General features: G+C 72.1%; 10 protein-coding genes. 6 read left to right on the plus strand and 4 right to left on the minus strand.

Translation table 11 applies throughout. The features are described from left to right. Window positions 1-122 precede the first annotated feature (122 nt). Complete coding sequence (gene xseA, locus LCG91_RS03900; RefSeq protein WP_263480173.1) at window positions 123-1,364, minus strand: exodeoxyribonuclease VII large subunit; 1,242 nt, start codon at window positions 1,362-1,364, stop codon at window positions 123-125. 247 nt (window positions 1,365-1,611) lie between these two features. Between xseA and LCG91_RS03905 the strand changes: the two genes are divergently transcribed. Together LCG91_RS03905 and LCG91_RS03910 are read left to right on the plus strand one after the other, a co-directional pair. Continuing rightward, window positions 1,612-2,676 (plus strand): 4-hydroxy-3-methylbut-2-enyl diphosphate reductase, encoded by a 1,065-nt coding sequence (locus tag LCG91_RS03905; RefSeq protein WP_082687360.1) that lies wholly within the window; start codon window positions 1,612-1,614, stop codon window positions 2,674-2,676. A 41-nt stretch (window positions 2,677-2,717) separates the two neighbouring features. Beyond that, on the plus strand, window positions 2,718-3,416 hold the full coding sequence (locus LCG91_RS03910) for a DUF6264 family protein (RefSeq protein WP_224442561.1): 699 nt from the start codon (window positions 2,718-2,720) through the stop codon (window positions 3,414-3,416). A 45-nt stretch (window positions 3,417-3,461) separates the two neighbouring features. Here the strand turns inward: LCG91_RS03910 and LCG91_RS03915 are convergent, their stop codons facing one another. Both LCG91_RS03915 and fbaA read right to left on the minus strand, forming a co-directional pair. Continuing rightward, entirely contained in the window at window positions 3,462-4,721 is a 1,260-nt protein-coding gene (locus LCG91_RS03915) for a M18 family aminopeptidase (RefSeq protein WP_224442562.1), read from the minus strand. Window positions 4,722-4,815: 94 nt separating this feature from the next. Continuing rightward, window positions 4,816-5,844 (minus strand): class II fructose-bisphosphate aldolase, encoded by a 1,029-nt coding sequence (fbaA, locus tag LCG91_RS03920; RefSeq protein WP_058728103.1) that lies wholly within the window; start codon window positions 5,842-5,844, stop codon window positions 4,816-4,818. A gap of 120 nt (window positions 5,845-5,964) precedes the next feature. Between fbaA and glpX the strand changes: the two genes are divergently transcribed. Continuing rightward, a complete protein-coding gene (gene glpX / locus LCG91_RS03925; protein WP_224442563.1) occupies window positions 5,965-6,954 on the plus strand; it encodes a class II fructose-bisphosphatase in 990 nt (329 codons plus the stop codon). A gap of 144 nt (window positions 6,955-7,098) precedes the next feature. On the opposite strand, the gene LCG91_RS03930 is transcribed toward glpX, so the two are convergent. Next, window positions 7,099-8,361 (minus strand): DNA recombination protein RmuC, encoded by a 1,263-nt coding sequence (locus tag LCG91_RS03930; RefSeq protein ID WP_224442564.1) that lies wholly within the window; start codon window positions 8,359-8,361, stop codon window positions 7,099-7,101. 144 nt (window positions 8,362-8,505) lie between these two features. Between LCG91_RS03930 and iolC the strand changes: the two genes are divergently transcribed. Genes iolC through LCG91_RS03945 form a run of 3 tightly spaced genes read left to right on the plus strand, consistent with a single transcriptional unit; the run spans window position 8,506 to window position 12,042 of the window. Beyond that, window positions 8,506-9,510 carry a 5-dehydro-2-deoxygluconokinase gene (iolC, locus tag LCG91_RS03935; protein ID WP_224442565.1) on the plus strand — a complete coding sequence of 335 codons (1,005 nt, stop codon included), beginning with the start codon at window positions 8,506-8,508 and terminating at the stop codon, window positions 9,508-9,510. Further along, window positions 9,503-10,492, plus strand: coding sequence for a class I fructose-bisphosphate aldolase (locus LCG91_RS03940; protein WP_224442566.1), 990 nt, complete (start codon window positions 9,503-9,505; stop codon window positions 10,490-10,492). The genes iolC and LCG91_RS03940 overlap by 8 nt, the downstream gene beginning before the upstream one ends. After that, a complete protein-coding gene (locus LCG91_RS03945) occupies window positions 10,489-12,042 on the plus strand; it encodes a CoA-acylating methylmalonate-semialdehyde dehydrogenase (protein ID WP_224442567.1) in 1,554 nt (517 codons plus the stop codon). The genes LCG91_RS03940 and LCG91_RS03945 overlap by 4 nt, the downstream gene beginning before the upstream one ends. Window positions 12,043-12,045: the final 3 nt, after the last annotated feature.

The following is a 12,045-nucleotide window of genomic DNA, read 5'->3' on the forward strand; positions in this document are numbered from 1 at the left end:
ATCCTACCGAGCACCCTCCGACGCGGCCGACCGCGCCCGACGGTGTGGAGGACCGGCGACGTCCAGCCCGTGGAGGACCGGCGACGCCCCAGCCCGAGGAGGACGGGCGAAGCCCTGACCGGCTACGCGCCGGAGCCGTCCGGTCCGGGCCCCTCCGGCTCCAGCGTGCCCGTCGCCGTGCCGGCACCGAGCGTGACGTGCACCGGCGTCGCGCCGTCGAGGTCCTCGGTGCCGCGCACGACACCGCCGTCCGTCCGCTGCACGATCGCGTACCCGCGACGCAGGGTGTCCCGCGGCGAGAGCGCGCGGAGCCGTCCGGTCAGGTGCCCGACCTCGCTGTGCGAGCGTTCGAGCCGTCGGTCGAGCAGCTCGCGGGCACGGGACAGGTCACGGGCGACCTCCTCTGCCCGGGTGTCGACGAGCCACGCGGTCGACGCCAGCGCCGGGCGCGACCGGAGCGCTGCGATCCGGTCGGCCTCGACCGACAGGGTGTGCGAGAGCCGGAGTCCGAGCCGCGCCCGGGCCTGCCGCACGTTGGCGAGTTCCTCGGCCACGTCGGGCACCACGCGCTTCGCGGCGTCCGTCGGGGTCGACGCACGCAGGTCGGCGACCTCGTCGAGGATCGGGCGGTCTGCCTCGTGCCCGATCGCCGAGACGATCGGGGTGGTGGCGGAAGCGGCGGTCCGGACGAGCCCCTCGTCGCTGAAGCCGAGCAGGTTCTGGAAGTCGCCGCCACCCCGGGCCACGATGATGACGTCGACCTCTGGGTCGGCGTCGAGCTCGACGATCGCCGCGGTGACCTCGCCGACGGCGCGTTCGCCCTGCACCGCCGTGTGCACGGTGCGGAACTCGACCTGCGGCCAACGCAGCTGCGCGTTCCGCTTGACGTCCTTCTCGGCGTCGGAGTCCTTGCCCGTGATGAGGCCGATGCGGTGGGGCAGGAACGGCAGACGCTTCTTGCGGGAGGGGTCGAACAGCCCCTCCTCCGCCAGGGTCCGGCGGAGCCGCTCCAGCCGTTCGAGCAGGTCACCGAGCCCGACGTGCTTCATCTCGACGATCTGCATCGTCAGCGAGCCGCCCTTGACCCAGTAGTTCGGCTTGACCGCGGCGACGACCCGGGCGCCCTGCCCCAGGTCAGCCGGCACCCGCGACCGCACGCTCGACCAGATCGAGAACGACACGGTCGCGTCGACCTCGACGTCCTTGAGCTTGCCGTACACGTTGCCGCCGGCGACGTTCCACTGGGTGATCTCACCCTCGACCCAGGCGGTGCCGAGCCGGTCGATCCAGTCGCGGAGCTTCGCGCCGAGCAGGGCGACGGGCCACGGGTTGTCGGCCGTCGGCGGGCCCTGTTCGATCGCCATGCCCACCATCGTGCCGCATGCCGGCGACAGCGCCGACCCGTGGTGCCGCACGCTAGTGCCGGACGGCGCGCCGCGCCCGCGCTCCGGACCGCCGAGCTGCGGCGGTGCCGCACGCACGTGCCGGACGGCGCGCCGCGCCCGCGCTCCGGACCGCCGCGCTGCGCCCGGGTCCTGCCCCCCGCCGGGCTCCGCACCCGACGCCGGCGCACCCAGGCCCCGCGGGTGCCCGGCACCTATCATCGGGGGCGTGACGATCACCAACGGCCGCACGGTCCCGCTCGCCCCGCCGAGGGTGCACGCAGCGCGCGGTCGCCTGCGGGACGAGCCGGTCGCCGGCACCAAGAAGGTCCTGCTCGCCGCCCCACGCGGGTACTGCGCGGGCGTCGACCGCGCCGTGGTCGCGGTCGAGAAGGCACTCGAACAGTACGGCGAGCCCGTCTACGTGCGGAAGCAGATCGTGCACAACGTCCACGTCGTCTCCACGCTCGAGCAGCGCGGTGCGGTGTTCGTCGACGACGTCGCCGAGGTCCCGCGCGGCGCGCACGTCGTCTTCAGCGCCCACGGCGTCTCGCCCGCCGTCGTGGCCGGCGCCGCCGAGCGCGACCTGCACGCCATCGATGCGACCTGCCCCCTCGTCACCAAGGTCCACCGCGAGGCGACCCGCTTCGCGAAGGCGGACCGCACGATCATCCTCATCGGTCACGCCGGCCACGAGGAGGTCGAGGGCACCATGGGCCACGCCCCCGAGCGCACGATCCTGGTCAACGGCCCCGAGGAGGTCGCCGCGCTCGAGGTCCCCGACCCCGACAACCTCGTCTGGCTCTCGCAGACCACGCTGAGCGTCGACGAGACGATGGAGACCGTCCGGCTGCTCCGCGAGCGGTTCCCGTCGATCGAGAACCCGCCGTCGGACGACATCTGCTACGCCACACAGAACCGCCAGGTCGCGGTGAAGAAGGTCGCGCCGGACGCGGACCTGGTCATCGTGGTCGGCTCGGCGAACTCCTCGAACAGCGTGCGACTCGTCGACGTCGCCCTCGAGTACGGTGCAGCGGCCGCGCACCGCGTCGACTACGCCGAGGAGATCCGCCAGGACTGGCTCGACGGCGTCCGGACGGTGGGCGTGACCAGCGGCGCCTCGGTGCCCGAGGAACTCGTCACCGAGGTCCTCGAGCAGCTCGCGGACGCCGGCTACGGCACGGTGGAAGAGGTGGTGACGGCGCACGAGGACCTGATGTTCTCGCTCCCCAAGGAACTCCGCACCGACGCCTCGGGCAACCCCACCCGCGCGCTCGGCGGGCGGCGCTCGTGAGCGGCGACTGGTCGTCGGCACCGGCCCGCGAGCCGGGTCACGTGGACGAGACCGCGCTCGGCCGGGAGGCCCGCCCCGCGTCCGCCTCGTCGGCCACCGGTCGACGGGACGGCCGGGTCCACGGCACACCGGCACCCGAGTACGGCGAGTACGCCCCCGAGGGCTGGGTGAACCCGGTCCTGGTCGAGCAGGAGCGGCAGGCGGCCGAGGACCGACGTCGGGACGACGCGCAGCGGCAGGACGCCGTCACGCGTCGCGCACCTGATCCGACCCGGCCGGGTCCCGACGGGCGTGACGTCCGACGGACGCACGAACCCGGGTCCCCTCGTGGGTCGAGTGCCGCTCCCACGTCTGCGTCGACGAGCCCCTACGGCGCCTCGCGGCTCGACTTCGTGCTCACCGTCGGGCTGCTGTTCGTCGGCCTCTGGTCCGTCTTCGGCGCGCTGTCCACCGGCATGGTCGCGAGTGTCACCCGCGAGTACGTGGCGGGGCAGTTCGGCGAGATGTCCTCGCCCGCTGCCCTGTCCTCCGCCGCGGTCGTCCGCGTGGTGATCCTCGCAGTGGTCTTCGCCCTGGTCGCCTGGTGGTCGGTCCGACGCCTCCGTGCCCGCCGCTGGACGTTCTGGGTGCCGTTGGTCGGCGGGGTCGTCGCGAGCGCGCTCGGTGCCGTGCCGATGCTCGTCGTGGTGTTCCAGGACCCCGCCGTGCAGGAGGCGATCCGTCGGGCGTCCGGCGGGTAGGCGCCGGAGCGCGCCGTCGCCCATTCGGCGAGACCGCGCCGTCGCCTACCCGGCGAGGAAGGCCGCGACGGCGCCGTGCAGCGCGGCGAGGTCGTCCACGTGCACGAGCTCGCGGACCGAGTGCATCGACAGCAGGCCGACGCCGATGTCGATCGTCGGGATGCCGAGTCGCGTCGCGGCGATCGGGCCGATCGTCGAGCCGCCGGGGATCGTGTTGACGTTGACGAACGGCTGCCAGGACACCCCGGCGGCGTCGCACGCGGCGGACCAGACGGCCTCGCCCTTCGCCTCGGTCATGTAGCGCTGGTTCGCGCTGATCTTCAGGAGCGGGCCGCCGCCCGGACGCGGGCGGTTCGTCGGGTCGTGCTTCTCGGGCTGGTTCGGGTGCACCAGGTGCCCGGCGTCGCTCGAGAGCAGCCACGACGCGCGGAACGCCCGAGCTGCCTCGGACCGCGTGGCGCCGAGCCCCTCCTGCACGCGGCCGAGGACGTCCTCGAGGAACGGCCCGCCGGCGCCGGACGGGGTCGACGAGCCGATCTCCTCGTGGTCGAACGCCGCGAACACCGGCACGTGGTCGCCGTCGACTGGTGCATCGATGATCCCGCGGAGCCCTGCGTGCACGCTCGTCAGGTTGTCCATCCGACCGGAGGCGAGGAACTCCCGGTCGATGCCGATCCGTGCCGGCGCCTGCGTGTCCGCGAGGAAGAGGTCCCACGACACCGCGTCCTCCCCGAGGCGGCCGCGCAGCCACGCGAGCACGTCGGTGCCGCCGGCGGTGCCGTCCGTGCCGACGACCGGCAGGGTGTGGCGCTGCCGGTCGATCTCCTTGCCGTCGTTCACCCCGCGGTCGAGGTGGATCGCGAGGTTCGGGATCCGGGCGACGGCGTCGGTCGACACGAGGCGCACCGAGCCGTCGGCGTCGACCACGCGCCCGGCGATGCGGAGGTCGCGGTCGAACCACGTCGACAGGAGCGCCCCGCCGTAGACCTCGACGTTGAGCTGCTCCCACCCGCCGACACGCACGGCCGGGTTCGGCTTGATGCGGAAGCCGGGGGAGTCCGTGTGAGCGCCGAGGATGCGGAACGGGGTGGTCGGGGTGGCACCCGAGGGCAGACGCCACGCGATGACCGCGCCGTCGCGGACGACCACGTACGCTCCCGCCTCGGTCGGCCAGGCGTCGAGCTCCGACAGCTCCGTGAACCCCGCCGCGACGAGCTGGTCCCGCGCGACCGCAGCCGCGTGGAACGCGGTGGGCGACTCGGTGACGTACTGGGCGAACGAGGAGGCGATGGCGTCGGAGGTCACCTGCCCATCGTGGCACGGGCGGTGGTGGCGACCGGACGCGGAACGGGGCGCGTCCGTCGGACGCGCCCCGTTCCTCCCGGCTGGTGGCCTGCGATCAGCCCTTGCTGTTGCCGGCCGAGCCGAGGACCTTCGCGGCCTCGACGACGCGGGCCGCCATGGCGGTCTCGGCGACCTTGCCCCATGCGCGCGGGTCGTACTGCTTCTTGTTGCCGACCTCGCCGTCGATCTTCAGCACGCCCTCGTAGTTCCGGAACATCGAGTCGGCGATCGAGCGGGTGAACGCGTACTGCGTGTCCGTGTCGATGTTCATCTTGATGACGCCGTTGCGGACGGCCTCGTGGATCTCGTCGTCGGTCGAGCCGGAGCCGCCGTGGAAGACGAGGTCGAGCGGGTTCTCGCCGGTGCCGTGCTTCTCGGCGACGGACCGCTGGATCTCGCCGAGGAGCTCCGGACGCAGCTTGACGTTGCCCGGCTTGTAGACGCCGTGCACGTTGCCGAACGTCAGGGCCGCGATCCAGCGACCCTGGTCGCCCAGGCCGAGCGCGTCGACGACCTTCTCGACGTCGTTCGGGGTCGTGTACAGCGCGTCGTTGGTGCCCTCGTGCTGGACGCCGTCCTCTTCTCCGCCGACGACGCCGATCTCGACCTCGAGGATCGCGTTGATGTTGCGCGTCTTCTGGATCATCGTCTTCGCGATCTCGATGTTCTCGTCGAGCGGCACGGCCGAGCCGTCCCACATGTGCGACTGGAAGATCGGGTTGCGGCCCTGGCGGACCTCCTCCTCGCTCGCGGCGATGAGGGGCATGACGAAGCCGTCGAGGGCGTCCTTCGGGCAGTGGTCGGTGTGCAGTGCGACGGTGACGTCGTAGTTCTTCGCGACCTCGTGCGCGAAGCGGGCCATCGCGAGGGCGCCGGCGGCGCGGTTCTTCACGGTGTGCCCGGCGAAGTAGTCGGCGCCACCGGTCGTGACCTGGAGGATGCCGTCCGAGCCGGCCTCCTGCAGGCCCTGGAGGACCGCGTTGATCGTCTGGGAGGAGGACACGTTCACCGCGGGGTAGGCGAACTTGCCGGCCTTCGCTCGTTCGAGCATCTCGGCGTACTGTTCCGGCGTTGCGATGGGCACTGCGATCTCCTTCGACTGGTGGTTCCCCGCCGAGCCTAGTCAGGGCTCCTCGACGGGTTACAGCGTGCACGTCCGTGCACCCGTTCGGCCGCGCCGGAGCCCGATCGGTAGGCTCTGGTCGTGACTCCCACTACGGAAACCGGCTCCCTGTTCCTCCAGCCCGACCGCAACCTGGCGCTCGAGCTCGTGCGTGCGACGGAGGCCGCCGCGATCCGTGCCCAGCCGTGGGTCGGTCGGGGCGAGAAGAACCTCGCCGACGGTGCCGCCGTCGACGCCATGCGGAAGTTCCTCGGCACGGTGAACTTCGACGGCGTGGTCGTCATCGGCGAGGGCGAGAAGGACGACGCCCCGATGCTCTTCAACGGTGAGCACGTGGGCAACGGGCACGGCCCGGCCTGCGACATCGCGGTCGACCCGATCGACGGCACCTCGCTCACCGCTGCCGGCCGCCAGAACGCCATCTCCGTGATGGCCGTCTCGGACCGCGGGTCGATGTACGACCCGTCGGCCGTGTTCTACATGGACAAGATCGCCGCGGGTCCCGAGGGCCGCGGGGTCCTCGACCTCGAGAAGCCGATCGGCGAGAACATCCGCGCGCTCGCCAAGGCGAAGCACAAGGACATCGAGGACATGCAGATCGCCGTCCTCGACCGCCCGCGCCACGACGAGCTGATCCGCGCGATCCGTGCCACGGGTGCCGGCACGCGCCTGCTGCTCGACGGTGACGTCGCCGGTGGCATCTCGGCCGCGCTGCCCGGCTCGAAGATCGACATGTGCGTCGGCGTCGGCGGCACTCCGGAGGGCATCATCACCGCGTGCGCGATCAAGGCGCTCGGCGGCGTGATCCTCGGCAAGCTCCAGCCGAAGGACGACGAGGAGCGCCAGAAGGCCCTCGACGCCGGCCACGACCTGGACGCGGTCCTCGACCAGGACGACCTGGTGACGGGCGACAACACGTTCTTCGTCGCGACCGGTGTCACCGACGGCGTGCTCGTGGACGGTGTCCGCCGCTCGCGTGGTGTCATCCACACCGACTCGCTCGTGCTCCGCTCGCGCTCGAACACGATCCGCCGTATCCAGGCCGACCACCGCGCCGAGAAGTGGTTCTGATTCAGCCGGTGTGCTGACGTCCGCCGCGGTGCTGACAGCGGGACGGAACCACGGATTCGACATCGAACCAGGTCTACCGATCGGTTCGATGTCGGATCCGTGGTTCGACGGCCCGGCCTCGCGCCGCTGTGTGCCGCGCCTCGCTCAGTCGTCGTCGAGGGCGCCGACGAGCTCGGGCGCGCTGAGCAGCCGCGGCTCGTCGTCGATCGTCCCCGGGTCGGCGAGCACCTTCGACTCGTCGAGCAGCGACAGGCGTCGGGCGCTCGGCAGCACCTGGCGCTCGAGCGACCCGACGAACCGGTTGTAGTCGACGACGGACCCGCGGATCGCCCGGCCGAGCTTGTCGACGTGTCCGCCGAGGGTCGCCAGGCGCCCGTAGAGCTCGCGCGACACCCGGAAGAGCTCCCGGGCCTCGGCGGTGACGACGTCCTGCTGCCACGAGAACGCCACCGTCTTGAGCACCGACCACAGCGTGACCGGTGACGCCAGGGCGATCCGCTTCCGGAAGGCGTGGTCGAGCAGGCCCGGGTCGGCGGCGAGCGCGCTCGAGATCAGCGACTCGGACGGGATGAACGCGATCGTCAGCTCGGGCGAGGCGTCGTAGCCCGTCCAGTACTCCCGCGCGGCCAGGGCATCGACGTGCGCGCGGAGCGCCTTGACGTGCTGCGCGATGAGCTGGTCGCGCCGGGCACCCTCGGCCCCGGTCGCGCTCGCCGGGATCTCCGCCGCCTGCAGGTAGGCGCTGAAGGGGACCTTCGCGTCGACCGCGATCGTCTTGCCCCCGGGCAGGTGCACGACCATGTCCGGTCGGGCGGTGCCGGCGGCCGTCGTCACCGAGGACTGCACGTCGAAGTCGACGCGCTCGAGGAGCCCGGCGGCCTCGACCACGTTCCGCAGCTGCGTCTCGCCCCACACGCCGCGGGTGCTGTTCGACGACAGGGCGCTCGCGAGCGTGTCGGCCGTGGCGCGGAGTCGTTCCTCGGACTCGGCGGCGGACCGCAGCTGGGCGGACAGTGCGCCGTACTGCTCGGTCCGCGACTGCTCGAGCTCGGCGATCTTCGCCCGCATCTGGTCGAGCGTCTGCGCGACGGGGCTGAGCGCCGACAGCACCTTCGACTCGCCCTGGGTCCGTGCCGCGTCGGCGCCGTGCATGCGCTGCACGAGGTGCTCGAGCTCGGCGGCCCGACGCTCGAGGGAGTCGACCTGGCGGCGGTACTGCGCGTCCTGGGCGTCGAGCCGTTCCTCGGCGTCGGCGCGCACGGAGTCGAGCTGTGCACGCAGCGCGTCGGCGGTCGCTCGGGCGGCGGCGGCGTCGACGCCGGCGCGCGAACGGGCGAGCGACCACGCGACGACGGCACCGACGGCGATGCCGAGCACGAGGCCGATGACCAGGGCGAGGATCTGCATGTCGTGACTGTGGCAGGTCCCACCGACACGCGCCTCCCGGCCGGAGTCCGACCGGGGGCCGATCCATGTACTGACATTAGGGCAAACTCCGTGTACAGTCGTGCTCGTCCGCCGATGAAGCCGCACGGAAGGTCCTCGCGTCGCATGACCAACGAAGCTCCCCACGTCCACGACGTGATCACGATGGGACGCGTCAGCGTCGACGTCTACCCGCAGCAGACCGGCCCGCTCGAGGACGTCACGACCTTCTCGAAGTCGGTCGGGGGCAGTGCGACCAACGTCGCGATCGCCGCGGCCCGGCACGGCGCCGACGCAGCGGTGGTCACCCGCACGGGGAACGACCCGTTCGGCCGGTACATCGCGCGCACCCTGCCGGAGTTCGGCGTCGCGAACGAGTTCGTCGAGACGGTCGAGGGGCTGAACACCCCCGTGGCCTTCTGCGAGGTCTTCCCGCCGGACGACTTCCCGCTCTACTTCTACCGGGCCCCGAAGGCGCCGGACCTGATGATCACGACGAAGTCCCTGCCGCTCCACGCGATCGAGCGGACCCGGGTGTTCTGGACCACCGTCACGGGACTCAGCGAGGAGCCGAGCCGCAGTGCCCACCACGCGGCGTACGCGGCACGGAGCGCATCGAAGGCCGCCACGAGGTCGCACACCGTGCTCGACCTCGACTACCGGGCCGTGTTCTGGTCGAACCCCGCAGCGGCGACGCGCGAGGTCGCCGTCGCCCTCGAGCACGCCACCGTCGCCGTCGGCAACCGCGAGGAGTGCGAGGTCGCGGTGGGGGAGACCGACCCCGTCCGCGCCGCAGACGCCCTGCTCGACCGCGGTGTCGAGGTGGCGATCGTCAAGCAGGGGCCGAAGGGCGTCCTGGCGAAGACCCGCGACGAGACGGTCGAGTACCGGCCGCACACCATCGACGTCGTCAACGGGCTCGGCTCCGGGGACGGGTTCGGCGGGGCGCTCGTGCACGGCCTGCTGCAGGGCTGGAGCCTCGACCGCACCCTCGCCTTCGCGAACGCGGCCGGCGCCATCGTCGCCACCCGGTTCGAGTGCTCGACCGCGATGCCGACGAGCGACGAGATCGACGAGTTCCTGCGCACGAACCCGGCGCAGGCGACGACGAAGGAGGGCATCGATGCCTGAGATCAGCCCCGCCGACTTCGCCCGGCTGCGGGACCTGCGCGCCGGGTCGCCGGAGCGGGTCGCCGAGGTCCTGCGGACCCGGACCCGCCGCCCGCTGCTCGCCGACGACGGCAAGCTGTTCATCGTGGCCGCCGACCACCCCGCCCGTGGTGCGCTCGCCGTCCGCGACGACGCCTCGGCGATGGCCGACCGCTACGACCTGCTCGAGCGCCTCGTCACGGCCCTCGGCAGGCCGGGCGTCGACGGGGTCCTCGGCACGCCGGACGTCCTCGAGGACCTGGCGCTCCTCGGGGCGCTCGACGGCAAGGTCGTCGTCGGCTCGATGAACCGCGGCGGCCTGCGCGGTGCCTCGTTCGAGCTCGACGACCGCTACACCGCGTACTCCGCCCGGGCGATCAAGGACGCCGGGCTCGACTTCGCGAAGCTGCTCGTCCGGGTCGCGCTCGACGACGCCGGCACCGCCCCGACGCTCGAGGCGACCGCGCGCGCCGTGACCGAGGCGGCCGCGCTGCAGCTGCCGGTCATGCTCGAACCGTTCATGTCCTCGTGGCGCGACGGCCGGGTCGTCAACGACCTGAGCGCCGACGCCGTGATCACCTCGATGGCGATCGCCGCGGGCCTGGGGGAGTCGAGCGCCTACAGCTGGCTGAAGATCCCGGTCGTCGACGACATGGCGCGGGTGATGGCCGCGACCACCCTGCCGACGCTCCTGCTCGGCGGCGACCCGTCGGGCAGCCCCGACGAGACGTACGCCACGTGGGCCGACGCGCTCGCCCTGCCGGGGGTCCGCGGACTCGTCGTCGGCCGCACGCTGCTCTACCCGCAGGACGGTGACGTCGCCACCGCGGTCGACGTCGCGTCCGCACTCGTCCACAGCCGGGAGGCACGGGACGAGTCCTCCACACCGACTCGCGATCACCCCGACTCGCCTGCCCCGTCCGCCACCCTGGACACGTCCGTCCCGGAAGGAAGCAACGCATGACCACCAGCACCGAGACCAGCAGCGGCACCGAGACCGGCCCCGGCACCGACACCGGCACGACGACGGTCGGACACTGGATCGACGGCGAGCACGTCGCGTCGGCCTCCGGCCGGACGGCGCCGGTCTACGACCCGGCGCTCGGCGTCGCCACGAAGCAGGTCGCCCTCGCCGACGAGGCCGAGATCCAGCGGGCGATCGCGAGTGCCAAGGCGGCGTTCCCGGCGTGGAGCAACCTCTCGCTCGCCAAGCGGCAGCAGATCCTCTTCGCGTTCCGCGAGGTCCTGAACCGCGACAAGGCCGAGCTCGCCGAGATCATCACGAGCGAGCACGGCAAGGTCATCGACGACGCCCTGGGGGAGATCGCCCGCGGGCAGGAGGTCGTCGAGCTCGCGACGAACATCCCGTCGCTGATGAAGGGCGAGTTCTCCGACCAGGTCTCGACCGGCATCGACGTGTACTCGATCCGCCAGCCGCTCGGCGTCGTGGGAATCATCTCGCCGTTCAACTTCCCGGCGATGGTGCCGCTCTGGTTCCTGCCGATCGCGATCGCGGCCGGCAACACCGTCGTGCTCAAGCCGAGCGAGAAGGACCCGTCCGCCGCGATCTGGCTGGCCGCGAAGTTCCAGGAGGCGGGCCTGCCCGACGGCGTCTTCACCGTGCTGAACGGTGACAAGGCCGCGGTCGACGGACTCCTCACGAGCCCGGACGTCGAGTCGATCTCGTTCGTCGGCTCGACCCCGATCGCCCAGTACGTGTACGAGACCGGGACGAAGCACGGCAAGCGCGTGCAGGCCCTCGGCGGGGCGAAGAACCACATGCTCGTGCTGCCGGACGCCGACCTCGACCTCGTCGCGGACAACGCGATCAACGCGGGCTTCGGCTCCGCCGGCGAGCGCTGCATGGCGATCTCGGTCGTCGTCGCCGTCGAGCCGGTGGCCGACGAGCTCGTCGCGAAGATCCGCGAGCGCGCGGCGACGCTGCGCATCGGTGACGGACGCCGCGGCTGCGACATGGGTCCGCTCGTCACCGAGCAGCACCGCGACAAGGTCGCCTCGTACATCGAGGTCGCCGAGCAGGACGGCGCCGAGGTCGTGGTGGACGGCCGCACCGTCCGGCCCGACGGCGACGAGAACGGCTTCTGGCTCGGCCCGACCCTGATCGACCGGGTGCCGACGACGAGCCGCGTCTACACCGAGGAGATCTTCGGCCCGGTGCTGTCGGTGGTCCGGGTGCAGTCCTACGACGAGGGTCTCGAGCTCATCAACTCCGGCGCGTTCGGCAACGGCACCGCGATCTTCACGAACGACGGCGGCGCGGCTCGTCGGTTCCAGCGCGACGTGCAGGTCGGGATGATCGGCATCAACGTCCCGATCCCGGTACCCGTGGCGTACTACTCGTTCGGCGGGTGGAAGAACTCGCTGTTCGGCGACCACAAGGCGTACGGCGCCGACGGCGTCAGCTTCTTCACCCGGCAGAAGGCGATCACGTCGCGCTGGCTCGACCCGGCCACGCACGGCGGCGTCGACCTCGGCTTCCCGTCGAACGGCTGACCC

This window comes from Curtobacterium sp. TXMA1 (genome assembly GCF_020162095.1).
Classification (GTDB): Bacteria; Actinomycetota; Actinomycetes; order Actinomycetales; family Microbacteriaceae; genus Curtobacterium.